General features: G+C 69.0%; 17 protein-coding genes and 1 tRNA gene. 8 read left to right on the forward strand and 10 right to left on the reverse strand.

The features are described 5' to 3' along the window. Nucleotides 1-40: 40 nt before the first annotated feature. The 4 genes from ACF08W_RS33185 to ACF08W_RS33200 all read right to left on the reverse strand — a co-directional run bounded on the left by ACF08W_RS33185 (nt 41) and on the right by ACF08W_RS33200 (nt 4,399). Nucleotides 41-2,188: a hypothetical protein gene (locus ACF08W_RS33185; RefSeq protein WP_392281564.1), complete on the reverse strand. Its 2,148-nt coding sequence runs from the start codon at nt 2,186-2,188 to the stop codon at nt 41-43. Nucleotides 2,189-2,765: 577 nt separating this feature from the next. Further along, the gene (locus ACF08W_RS33190; RefSeq protein WP_392281565.1) at nt 2,766-3,794 is read right to left on the reverse strand and encodes a hypothetical protein; all 1,029 of its coding nucleotides are present in this window, start codon (nt 3,792-3,794) and stop codon (nt 2,766-2,768) included. Beyond that, a complete protein-coding gene (locus ACF08W_RS33195; protein ID WP_383621955.1) occupies nt 3,791-4,003 on the reverse strand; it encodes a helix-turn-helix transcriptional regulator in 213 nt (70 codons plus the stop codon). The genes ACF08W_RS33190 and ACF08W_RS33195 overlap by 4 nt, the downstream gene beginning before the upstream one ends. A gap of 111 nt (nt 4,004-4,114) precedes the next feature. Further along, nucleotides 4,115-4,399: a helix-turn-helix domain-containing protein gene (locus ACF08W_RS33200; RefSeq protein ID WP_392281566.1), complete on the reverse strand. Its 285-nt coding sequence runs from the start codon at nt 4,397-4,399 to the stop codon at nt 4,115-4,117. Nucleotides 4,400-5,189: 790 nt separating this feature from the next. Between ACF08W_RS33200 and ACF08W_RS33205 the strand changes: the two genes are divergently transcribed. The 5 genes from ACF08W_RS33205 to ACF08W_RS33225 all read left to right on the forward strand — a co-directional run bounded on the left by ACF08W_RS33205 (nt 5,190) and on the right by ACF08W_RS33225 (nt 15,613). Further along, nucleotides 5,190-8,405 carry a helicase-related protein gene (locus ACF08W_RS33205; RefSeq protein ID WP_392281567.1) on the forward strand — a complete coding sequence of 1,072 codons (3,216 nt, stop codon included), beginning with the start codon at nt 5,190-5,192 and terminating at the stop codon, nt 8,403-8,405. Beyond that, nucleotides 8,402-11,128 (forward strand): DUF1156 domain-containing protein, encoded by a 2,727-nt coding sequence (locus tag ACF08W_RS33210; protein ID WP_392281568.1) that lies wholly within the window; start codon nt 8,402-8,404, stop codon nt 11,126-11,128. The genes ACF08W_RS33205 and ACF08W_RS33210 overlap by 4 nt, the downstream gene beginning before the upstream one ends. Before the next feature lie 54 nt (nt 11,129-11,182). Then, complete coding sequence (locus tag ACF08W_RS33215; RefSeq protein ID WP_392281569.1) at nt 11,183-14,137, forward strand: DUF499 domain-containing protein; 2,955 nt, start codon at nt 11,183-11,185, stop codon at nt 14,135-14,137. 361 nt (nt 14,138-14,498) lie between these two features. Next, nucleotides 14,499-14,638, forward strand: a tRNA-OTHER gene (locus tag ACF08W_RS33220). Nucleotides 14,639-14,800: 162 nt separating this feature from the next. After that, on the forward strand, nt 14,801-15,613 hold the full coding sequence (locus tag ACF08W_RS33225; RefSeq protein WP_392281570.1) for a thioesterase family protein: 813 nt from the start codon (nt 14,801-14,803) through the stop codon (nt 15,611-15,613). Between the two features lie 51 nt (nt 15,614-15,664). On the opposite strand, the gene ACF08W_RS33230 is transcribed toward ACF08W_RS33225, so the two are convergent. From ACF08W_RS33230 to ACF08W_RS33240, 3 genes are all read right to left on the reverse strand, one after another. Then, nucleotides 15,665-17,161: an FG-GAP-like repeat-containing protein gene (locus tag ACF08W_RS33230; RefSeq protein ID WP_385210285.1), complete on the reverse strand. Its 1,497-nt coding sequence runs from the start codon at nt 17,159-17,161 to the stop codon at nt 15,665-15,667. Nucleotides 17,162-17,335: 174 nt separating this feature from the next. Continuing rightward, the gene (locus ACF08W_RS33235; protein ID WP_392281571.1) at nt 17,336-17,815 is read right to left on the reverse strand and encodes a DUF1772 domain-containing protein; all 480 of its coding nucleotides are present in this window, start codon (nt 17,813-17,815) and stop codon (nt 17,336-17,338) included. 246 nt (nt 17,816-18,061) lie between these two features. Next, on the reverse strand, nt 18,062-19,612 hold the full coding sequence (locus ACF08W_RS33240; RefSeq protein WP_392281572.1) for a VWA domain-containing protein: 1,551 nt from the start codon (nt 19,610-19,612) through the stop codon (nt 18,062-18,064). Between the two features lie 509 nt (nt 19,613-20,121). Here ACF08W_RS33240 and ACF08W_RS33245 point away from each other — a divergent pair. Next, nucleotides 20,122-21,285 (forward strand): DUF3103 family protein, encoded by a 1,164-nt coding sequence (locus ACF08W_RS33245; protein ID WP_392281573.1) that lies wholly within the window; start codon nt 20,122-20,124, stop codon nt 21,283-21,285. A gap of 183 nt (nt 21,286-21,468) precedes the next feature. Next, nucleotides 21,469-22,023, forward strand: a complete 555-nt coding sequence (locus ACF08W_RS33250; RefSeq protein ID WP_392281574.1) for a hypothetical protein — start codon at nt 21,469-21,471, stop codon at nt 22,021-22,023. Between the two features lie 45 nt (nt 22,024-22,068). Here ACF08W_RS33250 and ACF08W_RS33255 read toward each other — a convergent pair whose 3' ends face one another. Next, nucleotides 22,069-22,794 carry a DUF981 family protein gene (locus tag ACF08W_RS33255; RefSeq protein ID WP_352275435.1) on the reverse strand — a complete coding sequence of 242 codons (726 nt, stop codon included), beginning with the start codon at nt 22,792-22,794 and terminating at the stop codon, nt 22,069-22,071. Between the two features lie 76 nt (nt 22,795-22,870). Continuing rightward, nucleotides 22,871-23,545 carry a DUF4291 domain-containing protein gene (locus ACF08W_RS33260; protein ID WP_392281575.1) on the reverse strand — a complete coding sequence of 225 codons (675 nt, stop codon included), beginning with the start codon at nt 23,543-23,545 and terminating at the stop codon, nt 22,871-22,873. Between the two features lie 191 nt (nt 23,546-23,736). Here ACF08W_RS33260 and ACF08W_RS33265 point away from each other — a divergent pair, with 191 nt between their 5' ends. Further along, nucleotides 23,737-24,468, forward strand: a complete 732-nt coding sequence (locus ACF08W_RS33265; protein ID WP_392281576.1) for a VC0807 family protein — start codon at nt 23,737-23,739, stop codon at nt 24,466-24,468. Nucleotides 24,469-24,568: 100 nt separating this feature from the next. On the opposite strand, the gene ACF08W_RS33270 is transcribed toward ACF08W_RS33265, so the two are convergent. Continuing rightward, nucleotides 24,569-26,068 (reverse strand): CoA-acylating methylmalonate-semialdehyde dehydrogenase, encoded by a 1,500-nt coding sequence (locus tag ACF08W_RS33270; RefSeq protein ID WP_385210263.1) that lies wholly within the window; start codon nt 26,066-26,068, stop codon nt 24,569-24,571. Nucleotides 26,069-26,073: the final 5 nt, after the last annotated feature.

A 26,073-nucleotide genomic window follows, 5' to 3' on the forward strand; every position in this document is an offset into this window, starting at 1 on the left:
AACGTCCCGCGCCGCCGGCACGACACTCGTGGTCGTCCGCTCAGGACGTCGCGGCGTTCCTGAACGTGGCGAGGAGCGCCCGGGCGCGGCCCCGGAAGGCTTCGTCCTGGCGGATGATGCGGTTCTCGACTCCCGAGCGGACGACCCGGGCGTCGCCGTCTGCGAGGACTTCGAGCCGGCGCAGGTGGTCGCCGTTCAGGGCTGCGCCTCCGAGGGCCTCCAGGGCGTCGCAGGCCCCTGCCGGATCGGCGTCCCACTCGGCCGAGGCCAGGACGGCGGAGGCGAGTGCGGCCTGGTCCAGAGCGGCAGGGTTCGCCACGGCTACGAGGGCCAGGACGACGGCCGACGCCTGCACCGGGTCGCTGAGGGCCGCTTCCAGCCTGGCGGTGAGCGGGCGACCGGCAGGGCCGAGGAGCGCGGTCGTCCGGGCGGCCCTCACCACCGCCCAGCGGGCCCACTGGCTCTGCGCGGCACGGTCGAAGACCGACGCGAGGACGGCGACGACAGGTTCAGGGTCTCCTGTGACGCGCCACAGAGCTTCGGCGAGGGCCGTGTCCGTGTCCAGCGCGGGCGTGGTGTCCTTGCCCGGATCACTGAGCGCCTCACGCAGGAGTGGTGCCAGAGCCGCTCCGCAGGAACCGAGTACGGCAGCGGTCCTGGCTGCGTCGCGCGGGTCGCGGCCACCCCGGCCGAGTTCCTGTTCGAGGCATCGCAGTAGCGGCGCGGGTTTGCCCGTGAGGTCGTACAGGGCCTTCGCCGCCGGGAGGACGTCCCGCTGTGCTGCCGCTCGCAGCGCGGTGACGGCCGTGTCACGATCCGCTGGAGCGCAGTCTGCCGCGACGGAAGCAAGGGCACGGGTGGCCTGGCCGGGAATATGGGGGATCGCTGCACACAGCTCGGGCAGCGCAGCCGCCGCCTCGGCGCCCCACCCGGCCAACAGGCTGGTCAGCTGCCACGGTTCGTTGCCGCTGAGCGCCGCGGGCTGTGAGAGGCGGGAGCGAACGGCATCGAGGAGTTCCCTGTCGAACGGGAAGGCCACGCTCTCCTCGTCCCACAGTCCGGTCGCTGCGTCGAGGGCGCGCGGGCGGTGCTTGAGGCCGGCGGCGAGGAGCGGGGCGGCCTGCTCGGGTGCGACGAGCACGAGTGCGGCCAGAGCGCGGTCGGCGTGATCGTCCTCCCGGTCCAGGTTCCGTCCGGCGAGAGGGGCGAGCGCGTCCGCAGCTGGTTCGGCGGCGCGGGCCAACCGCCCCAAGAGAGAGGCTATGTCCACCACGGCCTTGTCGTCGACAGCCGCGGCACGCAGGCTCTCCGCCAACTGCTGCGGGGCACTGCGGGAGAGCATGCAGGCGCGGTCGGCTGCCCAGGTGCCTTCGGCCCGAACCTCGGCCCGACTGTCGCGCAGGGCCGCGTCGACCAGGACGAACGCCGCCTCCCGCTCCGGTCCGTGATCCCGCCCCAGGAGAGCCTCGACGACAGCGGCCAGCGGCTCGCCGCGTTCGAGGTCGAAGTCGGAGCGCAAGGAGTCGGCCGGCAAGAGCGACAGCATCGTCGCGTGCAGGGAATCAGACCACGGAGCGCCTGAGTCGAGGCAGGCGAAGAGGGCGGCCAGCCGCACCACGGCAGGCTGGGACGGGTCCAGGACGGAAGCCGCCTCAGCCGCTCCACGCTGCGGGTCGAGCCGAGCGATCCCGGCCAGGATCTCGGCCCGGACGGCGGGCTCGGTCTCCTCCGCCCAGCGGATCTCCAGGGCGGGCAGGACGGTTCTGCCGTCGCGGGTGTGTGAAACCGCCCAGGCGGCGGTCCGCCGGACGTCCGACTCGGCATCGGCCAGCAACGGCAGAAGCAGCTCCAACTGCGCGGCCACGGCCGCCCGGACACCGCCCGTCGCCACCCCGTACTCGTCCTCGCTCTCGGCCATGCCGCCGAGCAGCCCGACGACGTCAACCGTACGGTGGCCCGCCGCCGCGATCCTGGCGAGGAACGGCACCGCTTCCATGCTGGCCGCGCAGACCGTCCCCTGATGCAGCACGCTCCCGTACAGCTCCGACAGCGCTTCGGACGCCGCAGCGGCGTCCGTACCTGTAAGAGCCCGGAGCAGGTCGGGAACGTCTTCCGCGCTGCCGTACGCGTGGGAGGAAGATGCCCAGGGCACAGCGTCCAGGCCGTCGAGCGGGTGTGCGAGATTCATGCGGGGCATGGTGCCATCCGCCCCTGACAGAGCCTCCCGCAGCCAGCTGCAAGGCTTCTCGGGCACCTTTCCCGCTGGTCGCAGTAACCGGCCGCGTCACGCGACGGCATATCGGACCCAACGGCCTTCAAGGCGCAGCTCGGTCGGCAACGCACGATAAGCATCGCGCCGAAGCGTCACCGTGCGCGAGCATCTCTCGCCGAAGAGACTGCGGCACGAACAGGGCCGACGCGCGAAGGCAACCGTGGACCGGGCAAGGACTGGGGCCCTTCGATGCGCTGCTGGAGTTCGGCGATCTGGCCGGTGATGCAGCGGGCGTAGGTGGAGAGCAGGACCGGGACGCTGTTGCCGGCCCAGTCGGCGACCTGGGCGGGCGGGATGCCGTTGTTGAGCCAGGTGGTCAGGCAGGTGTGGCGGAGGTCGTACACGCGCTTGCCGACGGGCGAGTCGTACTCGTGCTCGGGCAGGACGGCCTCGCGGGCCTTGGCCCAGATGCGCCGGTAGACCGAGCCGGCCAGGAGGCCGCCCTTCTCTCCGGGGAAGAGCAGGTCGCCGGGCTTGAGCTGATCGCGGGCGATCAGGTCCCGAAGGCTCGCGACCAGGTCGGGGTGGACGGGGACGGTGCGGGTGTCCCCGGATGCGCGCCCCTTGAGGTTACGGGTCTCGTGGACCTCACCGTCGTCGGTCCAGTGGCTGCCGACCTCGGGCTCTGCCGTGTGGACACGGAGCTCGCCCCAGCCGGCCGCGGGCAGGACGGCGTCCTCGACCCGCAGGGCGACCGCTTCCTCGGGGCGTAGTACAGGGTCGCGAAGAACACGGTGAGCTGGCGGCCGGTGCGAGGGCGGCCGGCGATCCAAATGAGCAGCGCGGCCACCTGGTGGGGGTTGAGGAGGGAGCGCTTGTCGACGGCGCCGGAGGTTTTCGGGGCAGCGTTGTCCTCCTTCCCCTTGGGCATGGGGTTGGTCCGGAGGACGTTCTGGCGGACTGCGTGGCGCAGGGCCACGTTGAGGATGCGGCGGTAGCGCTTGGCTGAGCTGGCGGCAGCCGGCGTGCCGTCGAGGACGGTGTCGAGTGCATGGAGGACGGCATCGACGTGCTTGGTGTCCTCCCAGGCGCTCATCGGGAGCGAGTTGCGCCGGACCCAGGCCAGGATCGCCCGGTACTCGGGCGGGGCCTCGTCCCGGCGGTTCTTGTTGAAGGCGTACTCGCGCAGCGCCTTGCGGACGTCGACGCCCTCGTACTGGACAGGTTCGGCCCGGAGGAGGGCGAGCGTGGCCTTGGTCAGGGCTTTGGCGGTGCTGATGCGGTTGTTCGCCGAGATGCGGGACCACTTCATGTCGACGTACTGGAGGGCGAACTCGTACCAGGTGATCTCGGTGGAGGGCGCGGCGTGTGAGGCTGGGCGGCCGGTGTCCAGGTCGAAGGGCTCGCCGTTGTTGGCGGCGACGAGCAGGGTGGCGCGGAAGGACTCGGCGAGCGCGCTCTTCTTGAACGTCTCGCCGTGTCGCCGGCCGTCGACCGACCAGCGGACGGTGTGGGTGGTGCCGCGCTTCCCCTTGTAGACCTCCGTCTTGTAGAAGCGGACCTTGTAGGACCGGTTGGTCACGCAGCGGCCTCACAGTCGATGAGCCAGTTCTCCAGGTCGCTGCGGCGGACGCGCAGGCTGCCGTTCGGGAGTTTCACGCACTGGGGCGCGCGTCCCTTCTGGCGCCAGTCGTAGAAGGTAGACCGGGAAATCCGCAGCTCTTCGCAGAGCTCGTCGACGGTGAGCTTTTCTTCGGAGCGACGGGCGGCGGTTATCGGGGATCGACGCAAGGTTTCCCTTTCGGTAAATGGGCATGACTCTGGCAGGGATCGGATCGACGGGCGTTCCGGGACCCATAATGATCCGGGGAATCCCCGGTTAGGGAAACCGGGGATCGTCGGCTACGTTTCGCCCAGCCCGGCCGCCCCTGAGCACTCGAGGGCGTCGACGAGAAGCATCTGTGGGGCGATTCCGAGGGCTGTGGCGATGGCAACGAGATCGTCGATGTCGCAGCGGCGGACGGTGCGTTCGATGCGGGAGAGTGCGGTGAAGGTCATGGGACGACCGAGCGCGGTGACGCGGGCTGCGAGCTGGCGCTGGGAGTAGCCGCGAGCGGTACGGGTGCGTTCGATGGCGTGGGCGGCGGCGTGTCCGGCGGGTCCGATGGCGAGGGGGCGTGGCGGCATGGGTGGTGTTGTAGCTTGCGCGCCGACCGGTCCGGAAGGGCATTCCTGTCTGCCGTGAGCGATGCGGACCGCGTAGAGATTTCCGGTGGTGATTTCGCCAACCGGGACGACCCTAAAGTGACCGAACCTGCTGGCACGGCGCGTCGACGGGTTGCTCAGAATTCCTAGGACGGCTCACGGAGCTTGTAAACCGCCTCGACGGAACGGTCCCCAAGGGGCCGTCCGAAACCTCGAGCACCACTGACCGGAAATAACCGCAGGTCAACCCCATTCCGGTCGGTCCGGGTTGCCCCAACCCGGACCGACCGGCTCGTCCCCTCCGCCTTGCCGGACAGCCTCCAGACCCGTCGAGACATCCACGAAGCACGGACTTCCCCTCCCGCCGCCCCACCGAAGGATCCCCACATGGCACCCGCCCCGCAGCACCCCACCCCTGCCTCGACAATCCCGCCTCAGCCGAACGACTGGCCCGCACCGCCGCAGGTGCCCACCGGCCCCGCCCCGGGCGGAGCAAGTTGGGGCGGAAGCAGTGCTTCCGCCGTACCCGCCCCCGAAGGGGCGGGAGAGGACCTGCGCCAGGGGGCGCAGGTCCTGGAGGCTTCGACCGGGGGCGGATCGAAGGATCTTCCTCGGAAGGCCCTCAGAGCCTTGCGGCTACGTTCTGCTTCTTCGGGCTCGGCAAGCGACACACCCGAGTCGCAGACACCCGGTACTAGGGTGGTGTAGTCGCACCGTCGACATCGACGGTCGACCGGAGCAAGCGTGACACATAGCGGGGAGCAGTAGGTTCGTGGCGACGGCATTCGAGCAGGGGCAGCGCGTCAGCCTGCCGAAAACTGTGCCCGGCTGGGTGACCGTCGACTTGGCGCGAAAGCTGCCTGATGGAGGGTGGTCTCTGTACGTCATCGATGATCACCAAGCTCTCCACAAAGCCGAGCTGACTGCCGAGGAAGCAGCCCGGGTGCAGGTGCTGGTGAGGGACGGCGGTGCTCCCTCCGCTCGAATCTTGGCTGGCATGTGGACTCAGTGGATGGGCGCCGCCGCGACCAATGCGAGCAGCACCCTCCTCGCGTCGTCACCCTTGAACCCTTATGCGCATCAGGCGAACGCGGTTTACGGGGCCATGTTGCCGCAGCCGTGGTTGCGTTTCATGCTCGCCGACGAGCCGGGCACTGGTAAGACGATCATGGCCGGGCTCTATCTCCGTGAGATGCAGCGGTACGGGCTCATCCGCAAGGCGTTGATCGTCGCGCCAGCCAACCTGGTGTCCAAGTGGCAGGCCGACTTCGACCGGTTCTTCGATGGGGGGCTTCGCCGGATCACCGCCGACACCGTCCGTGAGCACGCCCTCGATGTGACTCACGACATGTGGGTTGTGTCACTTGAGCTGGCGGCAGTCAACGGCGCCGTACAGGAGGCCATCCGTCCGGACCGCGCGGGCTGGGACATCGTCGTATTCGACGAAGCTCACAGGCTGACCCCCACGGCGCAGACGTATCACAGGGTGGGTCGGCTCCTGTCCCGGGCGCCTCGCACTCTCCTCATGACAGCGACGCCGCATCGCGGATCCGAGTGGCTGTTCCGCCATCTTCTACATCTGGTGGACCCCGACATTTACCCGGATCCCGGCGACGATCAGTCGCAGGAACTGTCCAAGCTCACGCCCGGACCGATCCACTTCCTTCGTCGGATGAAGGAGGACCTGGTCGACTACGACGGCCAAAGTCGTCTCTTCAAGCGCCGCCGGGCCACGAATCACCGTATTCCGCTGAGCCGCCAGGAGCTCTCGGTCTACACCCAGGCACTGGCGATGGTGGACCGCTACATGCTGCCTAATGCCCAGCCGCTTGCTCGCATGGTCTACGGCAAGCGGGCTGCCTCCTCTCTTTTCGCGCTGCGCGAGACGTTGAGGCGCCGGCAGGAGCATATGGGGCGGCTTGCCGCGGCCGAAGCCTCCGTGCAGGCAGATCCCTACGGTGAGGACGACGCCGGCCGCGAGGAGGCTCAGGTCGTCAACGCGGACTCGGCCGCATCCCGCGCCGAGCGCAAGGCCATCTCTGATCTTGTCGAGCAGGTGGACCAGATCCTCCAGGATCCGATGATCTCTCCCTCAAAGTGGCGAGTGCTTATCGATGGGTGCCTGGCGCCCGAAGGCATCGACCCCGGCAGCGACCAGCAGGCAGTGATCTTCACGGAGTTCGCGGACACTGCGGAGTGGATCACCGAGCGGCTTGAGCGTGAGGGTTACACCGCCCGCATGTATTCCGGCCGGCAGCCGAACAACGAGCGCGACGCGGTGCGAGCCGCCTTCATGCGCGGCGACTTCCAGATCATCGTTTCCACCGACGCAGGCAACGAAGGCATCGACCTGCAGGTGGCGCACGTCCTGATCAACTACGACATCCCGTGGTCCCTGGTGCGGCTTGAACAGCGGATGGGCCGCATCCACCGTGTCGGCCAGACCCGAGATGTTGAACTGTTCAACCTCGTCGCCGTCGACACCCGGGAAGGCGCGACCCTGCATCGCCTTCTCGATCGGTTCGTCACTGCTGCCAACGAGCTCGACGGTCAGATGTTCGACAGCCTCTCCCTCGTAGCCGAGCTCGCCGGCATCCGGTATGAGGAGTGGCTCCAGGCCCTCTACGGCGATGACGCGGAGCGGCGGCAGGCCGCGGAAGAAGCCGCCCGCCGGATTACCGTGGCGGACCTCCGCAGGCGGGCCCAGCAGGCCCGAGCGCAGGAAGCCGAGCTGGCCAGCAAGGTCGAAGCCATGGCAGCGCTGACCCTTCTCCAGCAAGACCTTCTCGAACGCATCAACCCCGCCATCGTCGAGGCGTTCCTCAAACGGCTCGATTCCGCCGACCTTCTGCGTGTGCAGAACACCGCGGCCGGTGACGGCATTCTGCTCCTCACCTCAGACGCCGCCCTCCCTGCAGGGCTCGGGGGTGGGGACCAGGCTCTGGTGGCCACCAGCAGCCAGGCTCTGAAGGACAACGCAGGAAACGCGGATACGTCCCGGGCCTTGCCTCTTGGTCCCGGCAGCCTCGCGTTCGGCGATCTCATCGGGTACGTCGCTGATGGGCTTGCCCCCGACCTCTACCGTGGGGGCGCAGCCGAGGATCCCACCAGCATCACCGGCTACGAGCTGCATGCCTACGAGGCCACCCTGACCGAGGTTGGGGGGAAACGCCGAACTGCTTGGGCAGGGCTGATCCGCATCGACGAGACGGGCGACGCGTACCCCGTCCGCTGGGAGACGTTGGCCAACCTAGTGCCCACGACCAAGTCGGGGGGTGTGCCGCACCCGGCCCGCGGACAGCTGGCCGAGGAGCGTGCCAACCAGCTCGCCAGTGACACCCGTAAGAAGTACCAGGAGGTTCGCGACGACTGGTTTGCCTCCGCCCGACGTGACCTGGAGAACCTACCCGTCGATCTCACGCACCAGATCCCGAACCGTGATGAGCGCCTAGCGCTGCGTGATCGCTTGCGCGCTCAGGCACAGCGGCGCCTGGAGGAGCTGGAGCGCCTGAGCAAGGTGGAGATCACCACACCTACCTGTGTAGGCCGCATGCGGGTCTATGCGAGTGCGGTCGACAAGACGGTCGAGGAGAAGGACTCCGAGCGCATCGCCATGCGTCACGTGCAGCGCCTCCTCCAGGAGGCGGGGTGGGTCGTCTCGGACGTGCACACGGAGAATCGGGGATACGATCTGCGGGCGGTGAGGGGCCGTGACCAGCAACTGGTCGAGGTCAAGGGGGTATGGGACTCGGCAGCATCTCGAGGAATCCGTCTGACGGGTAACGAGGTGCTCATGGCCATGCAGCACCGGAGGGACTACTGGCTGTACGTCGTGGATCAGTGCAACGACAGCCTGGGAGCGCTTTTTGGTAGCTTCCGCGACCCCATTAACGTGTTCGCTGGTGACATCCGAGGCGACGCCGTCTTCCGGATCCCCGGGTCCTCACTGCGCACTGCCCGTGACCGTACTCAGGAGAGCTCCACATGACACGCATGATCGAACGCTGGTTTCCCTGCGCTGAGGTCAGTGATGCGTGCTCCGAGAGTTGGGGGAGCGGTAACACCGAGTCGAGCCTCTGGGTGTGGTTCGCGAAGCGTCCCGTCGCCCAAGCCAAGGCGGCCGTACTCACCAGTCTTCTGCCCTGGCCTGACGACGAGGCTGAGCAGCGCGACCTGCAGAATCTCGTCCGTAAGGCACTCAAGGGCCATACGGACGGCGCGAACGAGATCCAGGCCATCCTTGAGCAGGAATACGGTCGGCGCCCTCGGGTGCTGGACCCGTTTTCCGGACGCGCCATGATCCCGCTCGAAGCAAGTCGACTCCAGGCCGAAGCCTTCGGCATCGACTACTCCCCGTTCGCGGCTCTCGGAGGCTCCCTTCTCGCCGACCTTCCCTTCCGGGACTGGAGCCAGGAACCGTCTCTGCCCTTCCAGAAGACCGACGGAGCCCTGCCCCTCGAAGGGGACAGGGACCGCATCGTCACTGACGTAGAGACCTTTCTCCAGGAAGTCGGCCGCCGCTTCCGCAAGTCGATGGACGAGTTCTATCCCAAGTCCGCCGGCGCCTATCCCTGGGGTTACCTTTGGGCTTCAACCCTTCCATGCCAGGAATGCGGTAGACGCTTTCCGCTGGTCGGCGAACTGGAGTTGCGGCGCCCACGCCCTAAAAAGGGAGACAGCGGCCAGAGCTTCCGTATCCATGCAGACTCTAGTACGGGCGTCTGCGAAGCTCTCGTCCACGACGGTCCGCCGGTCGGCACACCGACACGTGTCCAAGCAGGCAAGAGCAAGTACTCAGCAAACGGTCGCGTCGCTGTCTGCCCGTTCTGTGACCATGTCCACTCCAAGGCAGTGCACACTCGCCTGAGCGCCGAAGGCATGCGTGAGGACATGCTCCTCGCGGCAGCCGATATTGACCCGGAAGATAAGACGAAGGTCTTTCGACAGCCTACCGATCGAGAGTTTTCTGCGGCGAAGCAGGCGGCGGAAGCACTGGAACATGAGCCGCCTTTCGGCCTGATGCCAGCACGCCCGGACGAACTTATCCCTTCAGGGAATACCTGGACGATTCAGTCTGTAAATTACGGGGACCGCACTTATGGTGACCTATGCGAAGCGCGCCAAACGCTGGGACTGGTCCGGCTGGCCCGCGCTATCAACGATGTGACACAGGAGACTTTGAAGGCTGGCGTCTCCCCCGACTACGCTCGCACTCTCGCCGGCTACGCCACGGCGGCAATGATGCGCAAGATCCGCCGCTCCACTAGGGGAGCCCGCCTGCAAAAGGCAGGCGGAGCGCAGGTTGGCGACATCTTCGTCAATCAGTCGGCAGTCTCCTTCTCCTACGACTGGTTCGAAAGCGGGCTGTCGTCTGGGCCTGGTTCCTGGGAATCCCTTTCGAAGCAGACTGTCACCGCACTGCGGAACATTCGGCAGCGAGCCTCAGCCCTGCCGGCCTCCGTGCAACGCGGCAGTGCCACCATGCTGCCGTTCCGGCCCAACTGGCTCGATGCTGTCGTCACCGACCCTCCGTACGACGACATGATCGACTACAGCGACTCCAGTGACGTCTTCTTCGTCTGGGCGAAGCGGGCCATGAACACGGCCGACCCGATGCTGTCCATGACTACGCACCCCGGGGGCGTCCAGGACAAGGCAGAGGAGATTATCGTCAAGCGGGGTGGCGGGCCCGCTGGGGACCATCGCACACGTGAGCATTACGACAGCAGCATCGCCCGAGCGTTCGCAGAGGCTCGCCGTGTCGTCACCGACGACGGCGTTGTCACCATCGTCTTCGGACACGGTGACCTTGAAGTCTGGCATCGCCTGCTCAGCGCGATCTCGGCAGCCGGTTTGATCCTCACAGGGTCGTGGCCCGCCAAGACCGAGGCCGGAGGGGCTTCTGCGACGGCCGCCAACATCGTCACGACTCTAACCATGGCCTGCCGCCCTGCGCCCCTGGACCGTCGGGAAGGGCGCCTCGCCGCCGTAGAGGCGCAGGTAAAAGCCGAGGTCAAGTCGAGGGTCGAACTCTGGGACCGGTCGGGCCTTGCGCACACCGACATGCTCATGGCATCCGCCGGACCGGCGATGGAAGTGACAGGACGCTACTCGCAGATCCTGGATGTAACGGGCGATGTCGTGGGGCTGGAGCGCTTCCTGATCGTTGCCCGAAAGGCCGTCCAGGACGCCGCAGACATCAAGGTCGTCTCCTTGCCGCTGGACTCCTTCGACGCGCGCACGCGCTTCGCCCTGTGGTGGGTACGCCTCTACGGCCGACAGCTGGCACCCAAGTCGGAACTTCGATGGCAAGTCCTGGCCGGCGACCTGGATATGGGTGACGTCAAGAATCTCCTGCACCAGGGAGATAAGGGCTGTCGCCTCCTCACCACAAAGGAGTTCAAGAGCACCATTACGCCGGACTCCTCCGTCATCGACGTAGCCTTCGCCATGGCCAAGTCTTGGCCTGATGGACTGGACGCTGTCGCCGAAGTCCTCGTGGACGCCGCCAGAGACAACGACGACGAGTACTTGTGGTCCGCGATCGCCTACCTGGCGAACAGACTGCCCGAGGGCGAGGCCGACGTTGCCGCATGGAACGGTCTACAGCGCAGTCGGCGCGGCGTCGACGTCGCAGCACGAAACATCGCGAGCGCGCAGATCCGCACATCACGCGAGGCTGCCGAAAAGGGTCATCCCACCCTTTGGTGAGCAGCGCAAATCAACGCAGCAATCAAGACCATTATCAGGAAACGAGGAGTTGTGGTGAAGCAGAGCGGTGTGACGCCGTGGTGGAAGGCGCTTCGGATCCGCCCTGAGATCCTGGACGCCTCGGGGTCCATCGCTGATGTGCAGATGTCGCTGTACCACGCTGTGTATGGAACAGAAGATCAGCGCCCCCAGTACGCAGATGCCTCGTACTACGGCGAAATCACCCACCCCACCGGGGCGCTCACCGACCTCCTGGCACGCATCGCGATCAGGCTCGGCGGCGGCGACGAACACACCAAGTCCCCCGCGCTCCTGCGGCTCGACCAGGGCATGGGCGGCGGTAAGTCCCACGCCTGCATCGGCGCGTATCACCTTGCCAAGGCCCCCCTCAAGCTCGGCAAAACCGACGTTGGTAAGGCCGTTCTCGAACACGCCGAGACAATCCTCGGCCGACCGCTTCCGAAGAATCTTGAGAATCCTCACGTCGTCGTGCTTCCGTGTGACAACATGACACCGGGCGCGACCGTAGAGGAGCATGACGGCCCGGCGAAGAGCCTCTACGAGCGCTTCCTCTGGCGCCTCTTCGACGGCGACTACTCGCGCTACATCACCTATCGCGAACACTTCAGCAACGTTTCTAAGATCTCCGAAGCCATCAGGTCTCTCGACAGGCCCGTCCTGATAATCGTCGATGAGATCATGAACTACTTCGGCAACGGCCTGGACGGCGTCGGCGACGAAGCCCTTACGGCTCAGGACCAGGCGTTCATGCGCGCCCTCCTGGACGCTGTCACGAAGACCCAGCGCACAGCGATGCTGGCCGTCATGATCGCCTCGGACAAGGACTCCATCTCCCTGAGTCCGGAAGGAGAGCGCCGACGCCTCGACCTCGAGCGGCTGCTCGACCGGAACGGCAAGCCCGTCGGCGTCCACGAGAACGACGACTTCGCGGCAATCCTCCGTCGCCGCATCTTCGCTCAGCCGCCGGCCAAAGAGGTCGTCGACGCCACGGTCCGCGAGTACAACGAGGCAATGAGCAACGGACCTTGGAAGGCCAAGGTTTATGACGCCCTCCACGCCCCATGGACGGCGAACTTCGGCGAGGAAGTCAGCCGCACCTATCCGTTCCACCCTCAGCTCATGCACATGGCTGAACACGAATGGGCCAACCGAACCGGCTTCCAAAAGGTCCGCTCGACCATAAAGGTCTTCGCCGCCACCGTCTTCGCCCTCCAGCAGCGAGGAAAAACCGGAGCCTGGGCTCCGCTCCTCATCGGGCCGGGCGACCTTCCCCTGTCCAGCACCCAGGTCCGCGAGTCCATCATCGGCTCCGGGCTCATCAGTGACACCAAGACCCAGAACAACTACCGATCCCTGGCCCAGAACGACATCGTTGGCGTTAAGGACACAAGCGGAACAGCTCGGCTCCTCGACACGAACCGCGGTGCCGATGAAGACGTGCTTTGGCACCGTTCCAACCCACGAGCCGCCGAGCGGGCGGCCACGGCCATTTTCCTCACCTCCATCGTGTCCGGTCGAAGCCAGGGACGCCGTGGCGCTACCGATGCAGAGGTCAAGGCAGCGACGGCCGTCCCCGATCCCGCCTACATGTTCGCCGATGCTGATGCCGTCATCAAAGATGTCACTGACCCCGAGACCGGCCTGGTTAGCATCGAGACCACACCCGGCCAGAAAGGGCAGCAGGCCCGGTACTTCCTGTCCACCGAGCAAACGCTACTCATGCTCCAGCGAGCGATGCGTGACACCATCACCGACGCCGAGCGCGACACAGTAATTGCCGACTTCGCCGAACGGCTCACCGACACAGGTCCGTTCGACCGTAAGCAGTTCGTCCGGGCTTCTGTAGAGGGTCAGACGCCTCGGGAGGTACTGGCGAGTGCCAGCATCGATGATGCTCGCGTCACCCGCTTGGTCGTGCTTGATCCCGCGCAGTTCACCCTGCGCAATGGCGCAGATCGCGCCACTCGCGACGCAGTCCAAGCGGCAGTCGGGCTCGGAGCCGAGAAATTGCCCACGAGGTGGGCCTCCTCGGCGGTCTTCGCTGTGGCCAACACACAACAGCGACACGCTGCTCGCCGTCTCGCGACCGCATACCTGGCTGCAGAGCGCGTCCTTGGTGTCCAAGAGACGCAAGACGATGGCGATATGAAGTCCAAGGCAGTGGCTGAGCGCAACGAGGCGAAGCGTAACCTCGAGACGACGATCAAGCGAGCCTTCCAGCACGTGCTGTTCCTGGCTCAGCCTGACGACGACGCGCCGCGTGTCATCGATGAAGTGACGTTCGACGATAAGACGGAGACCGCCCTCAACGGTGCCATCGTGTGGAAGGCGCTCGTCGAAAAGGGCAAGTCGTTCGACCAAGGGACGTTCACAGAGAGAGCTCTGCTTCACAACCTCCGGGAATCCGACTACGGGCGTCCGCTAGACGAACTGCGGGATTCGTTCTGGAACACCCCTCGACTTCCCCTCCTCTACAGCGGACAGAACGACCTACGACAGGCACTCTTCGACGCTGTCCAGGCAAGCCTGCTACGCATCGTTGACAGCGAAGGAGAGGAAGTAGCGGTCACAGGTTTCTCTGAGATCAACCTCTCAAGCCAGCGACTCAGGCTAGGCAAGCCCTTGCTTCCGTCACCTCACGCCGACGAACCGTCATCTGACGGGACGGATACAGCGCCCGAATCCGAGTCCAACCCTGAAGGTGACGGCGAGAGCCATGGAGGTCAGAGCCGCGGCGATGAGGACGAGGACGCGCCAGCGCCGCTGGAGAAGCAGCTCGCCTTTTCTGTGACCCAGAGCATGCTCAACAACACAGGCAACTCCGAGGCACTGAGCCAGCTCTTCCGGCAGCTGTACGACGTCATCGATCGAGGCGACGTCTCGTTCCTGCAGGGCAGCATTCAAATGGTCGTCAGCAGCCAGGCCGCTGATGGCCTTGCCGAACGAATCCGTGAACTGGGCTCTCCTGTTCACGTACGGGACATGTAGCGGCAGCATTAGCGGGAAACTCACGCATCGCAGCCTCCGGCATCACGTGAGGCTGCGGTGCAGGGGTCCTCCAAGTCCAATGTCTGCATCCGGCGTACCTGCTCCGGATAGAGGCACCCGAACTGCGGACCGTCACATGGAGCGATCCGGGTCGCGCCGAGTACACCGCGATCGGCCAGGCCGCATTGGAGTCCGACGTGGCCGTTGCAGATCCCAGGGCATCTCTCCGCCTCCGCTACCTACGGGGCTGGCACAACGGGATGCTGAACAGCAGTCGCATGGCCTCGCGCCCCAACCTGGGCATCCCAACACAGCGCAGCCGAGTCCGGGGCCTGTCACCTCTGGGTGCGTGCGCCAGCTTGCCTCCGTCCCGAAAACGGCCGAAGTTTTCGTCGCCCATCATCCGCACATGACGTCCGTGCAGGTCAGAGCCACCCCACTCCCCTATCCATCAAGTGCCTTCTAAGTACTTGTCCGCAGGTTCGAGTCCTGCCGGGGGCGCACGATCGAGGACCCTCCTTCGGGAGGGTCTTTTTGCTGGTCGGGGCGGCTCGGGGTACCCCGGCTGTGGCCCAGCCCACGGTGACCCGGGGGGTTCGTGCTCCCTAGGATGCGTGGGGTAGGCAACTATCCGTGTATGTCCCGGCCGAGGAGATCCGTCCCGTGAGCACAGGTGCCGCCGCCCGCGAGAGCTACTACGAGCGGACGGGGGCGGGCCGGTTCAAGCCCACGGCGCATGCGGGTGGGGCGTGGAGTCCGGGTGAGCAGCATTTCAGTCCGGTGGCCGGGCTGATGGCGCACGAGATCGAGCGGTATCTGGCGGGCCGTCCGGGTGGGGCGGGCGGGCTCGTCGTCGGGCGGATCGGGTACGACATCCTGGGGCGGATCGCGCTCGACGAGTGCGAGGTCACCGTGGAGACCGTCCGGCCGGGGCGGACCATCGAGCTCCTCGAAGCGACCCTCGTCATCGGCGGCCGGGCGGTGGTCCGGGCGCGGGCCTGGCTGCTGGCGTCCCTGGACACCTCGTCCGTCGCCGACAGCCCCCGGGAGCCGATGCCCGCGCCGGACGAATTGCCCCGGTGGGAGATGGACGGGCAGTGGGACGGGGGGTACATCGCGTCCATCGAGGTGCGCCGGACTCCCCCGGTCCGCAGGGGGCGTACGGCGGCCTGGCTCTCCACGCCCCTCGCGCTGGTCGCGGGCGAGGAGAGCGGCGCGCTGGCCTCGTACATCACGCTGGTGGACACCGCGAACGGGATCGCCGTCCAGCAGGACCCGGCCGAGTGGATGTTCCCCAACGTCGACCTGACGATCCATCTGCACCGGCAGCCGGAAGGGCCGTGGACCGGTCTGGACACCACCGTCACCTTCGGGCCGACGGGGCAGGGGCTGACCAGCACCGTGCTGCACGACATCCACGGGCCGGTCGGGCAGGCCGAGCAGATCCTCACCGTACGGCCGCAGCCGCGCGCCTGAGCCCGGGCGGCCCTCCCGGGGTTGTTGCCGGGGAGGCCGCCCGGGGTGTGGTCAGCGGTTGAAGGAGGAGCCCAGGGCGGCGGCCTTCGCGACCGTGCCGAGGACGCCGTGGCCGAAGGTGAAGGAGCCCTTGGCCGTCGGGCCCTTCACCGAGGACGGGAAGACCCACAGGGAGCCGGCCTTGTCGTTCTCGCCGGGGGCTCCGACGGCCAGTTCGGCGCGGCCGTCGTGGTCGGCGTCGACGAGCTTGGCGGCGCCGCCGAAGAGGTCACCGGCCTCGGCCACGCCGGGGACGTCCGGGGTGTCCTGGTTGAAGCCGATGGTGCCGGTCCCGGTGGGACCGGTGGCCGTGCCGGGGAGGACGAGGACGGAGCCCGCGTCCTTCGTCTTGCCGATGTCCTCCCCGGGGACGCCGACGGCGATGTCGCCGAAGCCGTCGCCGTTCACGTCGGCGATCGACAGCGAGGCGCCGAACTGGTCGTGCACCTCGGCGACGCCCGGGACGCCGGGGCTGTCCTGGTTGAACACCTGGGCCTTGGCACCCTGCGGACCGGCCAGGCTGCCCGGCACGTAGGTGACCATACCGCCCAGCGCGAGCGGGTAGTCGAGGTCGCTGTCGTAGCCCTCGACGATCCGGCCCACCACGATGTCGTCGTACCGGTCGCCGTTGATGTTGCCCGCGGCGATGGTCTCGCCGCCCTGGAGGCGGTAGCCGTTGGCCCGCTTGACGGTGGTGGGGGTGGCGGCGAGACCGTCCGCGCCGCCCTGGTGGATCAGGACGCGGCGGGCGTCGTACTCGTCGCCGTCGTGGACGGCGGAGGCCAGGTCGTCGCGGCCGTCGCCGTTGAAGTCGCCCACGGCGATGTCCGTGTAGCGCAGGTCGTTCATGTCGCGGATGCGCCGGGTGGACGCGGCGCTGCCGTCACGCTCGAACGGGCCGGACAGGAGGTGGATGTCGCTGCCCTGGAGGGTGACGACGTCCATGTTGCCGTCGCCGTCGAAGTCGCCGGCCGCGGCGAGCGTGCCGATGCGGGCGAACTCCTCGTCGCCGGAGAGAAGGGTGGCACCGCCGGACAGCCCCTGCGGGCCGCCCCAGATGACGGTGAGCGAACCGGCCAGCCGGGGCGTGCCGTTCTGCTCGCCGCTCGCGCCGACCACCAGGTCCGTGTACCCGTCGTGGTCGAGGTCGGCGGAGGTCATGGAGCTGCCGAAGGCGCCCTCGGCCTTGGCGCCGCCGGGCATGCCGGGCGAGTTCTGGCTGAAGACCTGCTTGGTGGAGGTCTGCAGTCCGTTCTCGGAGCCGTACACCACACCCACGTAACCGGCCTTGGCCTTGCCGTCGACGGTCCCGCCGGGCGCGGTGAAGGCCAGGTCCGGGAAACCGTCGCCGTTGAAGTCCTCGCGGCTCGTGGCCGGTGCGGCCGCGGCCCGGCCCACGGACGCCGACGCGCGGTCGGGCGTCGTGGCCTGGGCGGAGGGGAGGGTGATCACGGCGGTCGCCACGGTGATGGCGAGGACCACGGTGGTTCCGAGGGCGCGGGATGCCACGGAGGCTCCTTCGTTCGGGTTCGGTCGTCTGCTGGGCGGCGCCGGGCCGTCGTGCCGGCTTCGGCACCGCGCAGATTCAGACCGTCCGTGCTGCGCGACGGTTGTGTGCGGGAGTCGACTGTTACAGCTCCACGACACGAACGGACGGCGAACGGTGGTCCTCCCCGCCGCCGTTCAGAATCCGGCTCCCGCGGCGGCCAGCAGGGCGAACGCGAGGAGCGTCAGGAGCGTACGGAGCAGGTGGAGGCGGTTCCAGGGCGCTTCGAACGCGGTACGGGCGGCGCTGTCGTCGCCGCCCTCGGACCGGGCCAGCGCCGCGTTCAGCGGGATGTTCCCGGCGATCGTGACCAGGTGGCCGACGACCGCGCAGACCAGGGCGGCTATCGCGGCTACCCAGCCGGCGCCGCCGTGGTCGTCGCCGACACCGACGACGACCACGGCCGCCGGGAACGCGATCACCCCGAGGAAGAGGCAGAGGAAGAGCGGGCCCGGCACCTTCTCGTTGAAGCGGCGCATGGCGGCCGTGAACTGTTCGTCGGGCAGGGCGGCGAGGCCGGGCATGACCGCGATCAGGAAGGTCAGCATGAACCCGGCGTACAGGCCGGTGGTGATCACGGCGAGGATCAGGAGGAGAGAGGGCAGCATGGGGGACATCCTCGCGGTGCCGGGCGGGCCGTGCAGCCGGATTGAAGGCGATGGGGCGCGGAACGCGGCGCGGCCGGATCGAGGCCGGCGGAGAGCGGAACACGCGGCCGGATCGACGCCGGTGGAGAGCGGAACACGCAGCCCGGTCGAGGCCGATGGAGAGCGGAACGCACAGCCGGTTCGAACCCGGTGACGGGACGGCCGCGCGGTCGGGTTCGTCGGCCGCGCGGCCGCTCGGTTTCCGGGGCGGGGCGGTCAGTCCAGTTCGCCCTCCCGTTCCGCCCCGGAGCCGCTGTCGTCCGTCCCGCCGTTCCTGATCCGGTCGGCCTGGCCGATCGCCGCCGCCAGCTTGCGCACCGAGGCGTCCTCGGTGGCGGTGGCCAAGGTGGCGGCGCGGGTGGCGAGTTCGCCGAGCCGGGGGGTGCCGGGGAGGCTCCCGCCCCGGAGCGTCTCGGCGAAGTAGGCGGCCAAGGCCGTCACTTGGAGGCGCTTGCTCGCCCCTCCCCAGAGCGGGACGTCGATCGCTCCGGTGGTGACGGTGCCGCTCCGCTCGTGCGGTGCCCGGTTGGTGGGGTCCAGCCAGCGGACGGTGGCCGTCGCCACGTGCCCCGCCGCGCCGGGCCTGAGGCGTACGGCGTACAGCGCGGTCACCGTGTGGCCGGGGCCGACCTCGCCGCCGTCGACCCGGTCGTCGCGGAAGTCCTCGTCTGCGACCTTGCGGTTCTCGTACCCGATGAGCCGGAACTGCTTGACGGTCTTCGGGTCGAAGGCGACCTGTGCCTTGGCGTCGCGGGCGGTCAGTTCGAGGTGGGCGGGGAGCTGGTCGACGAAGACCTTGCGGGCCTGCTCCTCGTCGGCGACGTAGGTGGTGTGGCCATCCCCCTTGTCGGTGAGCTCCTCCATCAGGGCGTCGCCGTACTCGCTGCCGACGCCGACCCCGAAGAGGGTGATGCCGTAGGCGCGACGGGCGGATTCGATGCGTTCCAGAATGGCCCCGGCCGTGGTCCCGCCGGTGTTCGCGAGGGCGTCGGAGAGCAGGACGACCCGGTTGCCGGCGCCCTCGACGCGGCCCTCGACCGCTTCTTCGTAGCCTCGGCGGACACCGGCCTCGACGTTGGTGGAGGCGGTGGGCTCCATGGAGTCGATCCGGTCGCGGATCCTGCCCCGGTGGTCGCGCAGCCGGGTCATCGGCAGCAGGGTCGTCGCCCTGCTGCTGAAGGTGACCAGCGCGATCGAGTCGTCGTCGCGGAGTTCGTCGGTGAGGATGCCCAGGGACTTCTTCACCAGGTCGAGGCGGCCGGGTTCGGCCATCGAGCCGGAGATGTCGACGACGAAGGTGAGCGCGACGGGCGGCCGTTCGTCGCGGGTGAGGGCGGCCTTGGTGGCGAGGCCCACCCGCACCAGGGACCAGCCGCCGTCCCCGACGCGGGCCCCGTCGACGTTCACGGTGAAGCCCTTGCCGGCCGGGCGGCGGTAGCCCTGGCGGAAGCTGTTGACGAACTCCTCGGGCCGCACGGTGGCGGGGTCCGGCAGCCGGCCGCTGCCGAGGGTGCGGCGGGCGTAGCCGTACGAGGCGGTGTCGACGTCCAGCGCGAAGGTGGACAGGTAGTCGGGCTGGGCGGACTCCCGCGACCCGTCCTTCTCGGCCACCCCGTCCTTCTCCGCCGCCCCGTCCTTCCCGCGGGCACCGCCCGGCTTCTCGGCGCCGCCCGGCGCTCCGTACGCGGGGACGGGGGCGTCCCGGCGGTCGGAGGAGGCGGCCCGGTCGGTGGTGGTCGTGGGGGCCGAGCATCCGGTGAGCAGCATGCCGCCCGCCAGCAGCGCCCCCAGCGCCCCCTGCCGGGTACGCGCGTACCGCCTCCGGTGCGTGGCCGGGCTTCCCGCCGCCCGGCTTCCCGCGACCCGGCGTTCCCGTGTTCCGCGTTCCCGTGTTCCGCGTTCCGCTGCCCGGTCTTCTGGTGCTCGGCGTTCCATCGTCGTTCGTCCCCCTCGATGCCTTCGTGGCCCTGTCGGCCAGCTGTGAATGTGACGTTCAAGGCGGGCGTCCGGAAGCAGACGAAGCCGTTGCGGATGGGTCTCGATGCGGCAACGACGGCCGGAAATATGACGGAATGACCAGTCAGGAATGGCGAGTTCGGCCTGTCGGGTCCGGTCCGAGGATCGGAACCCGGAGAGAAAAGCAAGTCTTGTCATGGACACTCAATCACGGTCTACTCGCATAGATCGATGTGCCGCTCCTCCGTCCCCACCGCCGGACACCGGTGGCCGCTTCGACACCCCCCGTCGTGCTCCATCTCTTCACAGGAGACATCGTCTTGAGTGCTTCCACACCGCTGCGCACGGCCCTGATCGGGGTCGCGCTGGCCGCGACCGCACTTGTTCCGCTCCAGGGCACCGCCCTGGCCGCCCCGGCGCACCCGGCGTCCGGCGGTTCCGCCGCCGCACCGGCCGCCGCCTCCTCCGTCTCCGGCATCGAGGACGCCACCGCCCGGGCGCTCGCACGTTCGCTGGCCGATCCGGCCTGGCGCGGCGAGGTCCGCCGGGCGGCCCTGGCGGCGGACACCGTCGGGCTCGGCGGGCTGACCGGCCGCGCCGCCGCACCGGCCGGGCGGAACCTCGCCGCCGGGATCGCCGAGGCGGACCGGGGCGTCGCCGCCGCCAAGGGGCTCGGCAGTGGCGCGGGTCCGCTGCTGCGGGTCGGACTGGCCAACGCCTCGATGCGCGGACGGCTCGCCGCGGGCACCGCCCCGCTGGTCGCCGCCGCCCCGTCCGACGACGACGGCGCCACGACCTTCACCGCGTACGACAGCCGGGGCACCGCACACCGACTGGCCCTGGACACCCCCACCTCCCGCCCCGTCTACCTCGTCGGTATCGACGGGGCGAAGGCGGTCGCCGAGGGGCTGAAGGTCATCGACGGGGCCCTGGCCGCCAAGGGCCTCAACGCCCCCGCGCCCGCCACCACCGCGAGCACCCTGGCCGCCGCCTCGGGCATCGACACCACCCGGGTCGACTCGGTGCGGGTCGCCGACGTCCAGGAGCCGTTCTTCAAGGGCGACGCCGAGATCTTCACCCTGGTCACCGGCTTCGGCAAGGACGGCAAGCCGCGCGTGGACACCGTGGAGATGCCGTACCTGAACAAGGCGGACACCACCTACTACCCGGGCCAGGTCCTGGTCAACTGGTCCAACTACAAGTACGACCTGGCCGACGCGGTCATGATGGAGGACGACGGGGACACCAACTACCAGGCCCTGGCCAAGGCCATCGCCACCGTCCTGCTGACCATCACCGACCAGGGTGCGTACATCCCGCTGGCCGACGCGGTGCTCGACGCCATCCCCACCAGCTGGTGGACCGACGACCCGGACTACGTCGAGTCCTGGTACAGCCTCGCCAGGTCCAGCAGCGGCAAGCGCAACGGCGCCGCGGGCAACGGCTGGATGACCGTCTCGCCGTACCACGTCTCGGAGCTCTGAGCCCCGCGCCGTCCGGCCCGGCCCCACGGCGGGCCGGGCGGCGCGCAGCAGAACCGGCCCCGCCGGAAGGCCCACCGGAAGACCCTCCGAAAGACTCTCCGGAAGGCCCACCGGAAGAGCCTCCATAAAGCCCCGCCGGAAAGTCCGTCGCGTCCGGCCGGGCCGACCGGCACACTGCCGCGCATGGGACACACGGAGCACACGGACCACCACCGGCCGGCCGAGGCACTGCTCATCGGCGGGCGCGCGGGGGTGGGCAAGACGACCGTCGCCTGGGAGGTCTCGGCGCTGCTCCGGGGCACCGGGACGGCCCACGCCCTCCTGGAGGGCGATCTGGTGGGCCAGGTCCATCCGGCGCCGGCCGGCGATCCGCACCGGGCCGGGATCACCGAGCGCAATCTGACGGCCCTCTGGGCGAACTACGCGGCGCTCGGCCACCACCGCCTCGTCTACACCAACACCGTGTGCGTCCTGCCGGAATCGGCGGTGATGTTCGAACGGGCGATGGGGCCGGACGTGCGCCTGGTCCGCGTACTGCTCACCGCCTCCGACGCCACGACGTACGAGCGGCTCGCGGGGCGGGAGATCGGCTCGGGGCTGGAGTACGAGGTCGCGAACAGCAGGCGCAGGGCCCGGCTCCTGGCGGAGGGCGTACCGGCGGACACGGTCCGGGTGGCCACGGACGGGCGTACGGTCGCGGAGATCGCGGCCGAGGTCGTGGGCGCCACGGGCTGGTGAGCGCCGGGCCGGGCCCGCCCCTCCGCCCCGCGGGGCGTCTCCGCCTCACATGGTGTTGACGATGAGACCGATGTGGGTGAAGTAGTTCAGCCCTCCGAAGAGCAGGAAGGCGATTCCGGCGATCGCCCACACCACGCCGATGACCGGGGCCATCCAGCCCCGGGGCCGCCGCAGCGCGAACGGCAGGAGGAGCGCCCCGATCCCGACCAGGACGTACAGCCCGGACATGAAACTCGCCTCCAGCAGCGGCCACTTCGCGAACTCCCCGGAGATGGGCTCCTCCGGCGGGGCGGCGAAGAGGGTGTACTTCCAGCCCGCCGCGGCGATCCCGAAGCAGGCGAGGCCCATGCCGAAGACGAACACCGAGATGGGTCCGGTGATCCGGGCCGCGCGGACGACCCGGTCGTCGCCGAGGAGTTCGGGGCCGCGCTTCCACAGGTAGAAGGAGGCGGTGAGCAGGAAGACGCCGAAGGCCAGGGCCGGTTCGCCGAAGATGACGTTGTCGAACGGGAAGCCCTGCCCGGCGAGCGGCCAGGTCAGGGTCATGTGCAGGCCGGTGGTGACGAGGGTGAAGCCGAGTGCCGCGAAAGCGAGCGACCAGCCTTCGAAGGAGACCTCCCGCCCGGGGGCGAGCAGCCGGTAGCCCAGCGCCACCACGAGCAGCAGTCCGGCGCCGGCGGCCACCGACATGATCGTGTTGTAGGTCGGCATCCTGGTCCAGTCGATCTTCAGACCGGACGCGGCAAGGGGCATCAAGGCGTGCGGGATCATGCGCGGAGCGTAGTGGGACCTGGGAACAACCTGGGGGATTTGCCCGGATTTTCCATCCCTACGGCCGTGTCGCCGCCTACGGTCGTGTCGCCGCCCGGTCCGGTACCGGGGCGCCGCCCAGCGGGTACGGGGACTCCACGGGCAGCAGCGCGGCCGCCTCGTCGAGACGGCCGTCGCGTACGAGTCCGTGGATCCGGCGGGCCAGGGGGGTGACGTCACGGATCGAGACCGTCCACTCGTCGGCGTACCGGCGGGCGGCCTCGCCGGAGAGGCCGAGCTGGAGGGAGCGGTGCGGCAGCCGGTCCAGGCGGAGGTCGCGCTCGGGGTCCCACTGGACGCGGGCCGGTGCGCGGCGCAGGTTCCGCCGCCAGGTGTCGCGGTCCGGGTGGACTCCCCTGGCGTAGTGGGAGAGTTCGGCGTGGTCCAGGGCCCAGTCGAAGCCCGCGCGGGTGATCTCGACGGCCAGCACGGTCTCCTGACCCTCCTTCGTGCCCCAGCCGCAGCGGTACATCATCCACAGGAAGCTCGGCTTGATCCAGGTCATCCGGTCCCGCTTCCACGCCTCCGGGAAGCGGCCGTCCCGGGCGGCCGGGAGGCCGAGGTCCGGCCGGTACGCCTGGTACACGGTGACGGTGGTGTCGGTGTGCCGGGCGCGGATCTGGTACGGCGGGACGTACGAGGTGTCCGGGGCGCTCGGGGTGTCCGGGGCAGCCGGGGCGTGAGTGGTGTTCGGGCCGGTCGGGACGGTCATGGCCTCATCAGAACACCGGGGCGCCGGGCACAGCGAACGGATTACCGCGGCCCGTCATGCGCGGGACCTGACATTCGTCATACGGAGTCCGGTACACGCGGCTCTGCCGGGCACCGGGGCCCGGGGGCCAGTCTGTACGTATCGAGAGCGGGGCCGCCGAGGAGCCCGCCGCCACGGAGGAGGACCCCGTCATGAGCAGCCCGGCCGCCACCCTCGCCGCCCCCGCCACGACGTACGCGGCGGCCCCGGCCGTTGCCGCCGCGCCCTCGCGGGGCCGGACGGTGCTGGGCGGTCTGCTTCCGCTGCTCGTGGACGTCGCCGTTCCGCTCGCCTCGTACTACGTGCTGAAGGGGGCGGGGCTGAGCCTCTTCGCCGCGCTGGCCTGGAGCAGCGCGCTGCCGGCGGTGCGGACCGGGTGGGGGGTGCTGCGCGAGCGGCGGCTCAACGGGCTGGCGGCGCTGATCCTGGCGGTCAACGCGGTGAGTCTGGTGACCAGCCTGCTGACCGGTGATCCGCGGCTGATGCTCGCCAAGGACAGCGGGGTGAGCAGCCTCATCGGGCTCGCCGTCCTGGTGACGGCGTTGAAGGGGCGGCCGATGATGACCGACGCGGTGCGGCCCTGGCTGGTGAAGGGTGTTCCGGCCCGGGACGCGGCCTGGCGGCGGCTCGCGGGTGGTTCGGCGGCGGCCTCGGCGGCCTTCCGGCGGGCGGAGAACCGGTTCTCGATGGTGTGGGGCGCGGCACTGCTGGGCGAGTGCGTGGTGCGGGTGGTGGGCGCGTACACGCTGCCGGTGGAGACGATGGTGTGGCTCGGCACGGTCGTCATGGTGGTGACGATGGTGGGCGCGTTCCTGGTGTCGGGCCGGGTGGGCGCGGTTCCGATGATCTACATGATCACCGAGGAGGCCGGTTCCGACCGCTGACGGAACGGCCGAAGGGCCGGAGGGGAGCACGGGCTCTCCTCCGGCCCTTCCGCGTGGCGCCGGTCAGGGACGCCGGGGACGAGCGGACGGGGCGATCCGCTCAGTGGTTGCGGGGGAAGCCCAGGTCGACGCCGGCCGGGGCGTCGGCCGGGTCCGGCCAGCGGGTGGTGACGACCTTGCCGCGGGTGTAGAAGTGCACGCCGTCGTTGCCGTAGATGTGGTGGGCGCCGAAGAGCGAGTCCTTCCAGCCACCGAAGGAGTGGTAGCCCACCGGCACCGGGATCGGCACGTTGACGCCGACCATGCCGGCCTCGATCTCCAGCTGGAAGCGGCGGGCGGCGCCGCCGTCGCGGGTGAAGATCGCGGTGCCGTTGCCGAACGGCGAGGCGTTCATGAGGGCGACGCCCTCCTCGTACGTGTCGACGCGCAGCACGCACAGGACCGGGCCGAAGATCTCGTCCTTGTACGCGTCCGAGTCGGTGGACACGTTGTCGAGGAGGGAGAGGCCGATCCAGTGGCCCTTCTCGAAGCCCTCGACGGTGAAGCCGGTGCCGTCCAGGACGACGTCGGCGCCCTGGGCGGCGGCGCCCGTGACGTAGGAGGCGACCTTGTCGCGGTGGGCGGCGGTGATCAGCGGGCCCATCTCGGACGTGGCGTCGTTGCCGGGGCCGATCTTGATCTTCTCGGCGCGCTCCTTGATCTTCGCGACGAGCTCGTCCCCGACGGAGCCGACCGCGACGACCGCGGAGATGGCCATGCAGCGCTCGCCGGCGGAGCCGTACGCGGCGGAGACGGCGGCGTCGGCGGCGGCGTCGAGGTCCGCGTCCGGCAGCACCAGCATGTGGTTCTTCGCGCCGCCGAGCGCCTGGACGCGCTTGCCGTTGGCGGTGGCGGTCTGGTGGATGTAGCGGGCGATCGGGGTGGAGCCGACGAAGGAGACCGCGGCCACGTCGGGGTGGGCGAGCAGGCCGTCGACGGCGACCTTGTCACCGTGCAGGACGTTGAGCACACCGTCGGGCAGACCGGCCTCGGAGGCCAGCTCGGCCAGCAGGTTGGCGGCCGACGGGTCCTTCTCGCTGGGCTTGAGGACGAAGGTGTTGCCGCAGGCGACGGCGAGCGGGAACATCCACATCGGCACCATGGCCGGGAAGTTGAACGGGGTGATGCCCGCGACGACGCCGAGCGACTGGCGGATCGAGGAGACGTCGACCCGGCTGGAGACCTGGGTGGACAGCTCGCCCTTGAGCTGGGTGGTGATGCCGCAGGCCAGCTCGACGATCTCCAGGCCGCGGGCGACCTCGCCCAGCGCGTCCGAGTGGACCTTGCCGTGCTCGGCGGTGATCAGCGCGGCGATCTCGTCGCGGTGGGCGTCCAGCAGCGCGCGGTAGCGGAAGAGGATCGCCGTACGCGTCGACAGCGAGGAGGTGCCCCACGTGGCGTAGGCGGCCTTGGCGGAGGCGACCGCGGCGTCGACCTCCTCGGCGGAGGCCAGCGCGACCTGGGTGGTGACCTCGCCGGTGGCCGGGTCGGTGACCGGGCCGTAGTTGCCCGACGCGCCCTCGACGGTCTTGCCACCGATCCAGTGGTTGACGGTCTTCATGACAG

This window comes from Streptomyces sp. NPDC015144, assembly GCF_043079735.1.
GTDB lineage: Bacteria > Actinomycetota > Actinomycetes > Streptomycetales > Streptomycetaceae > Streptomyces.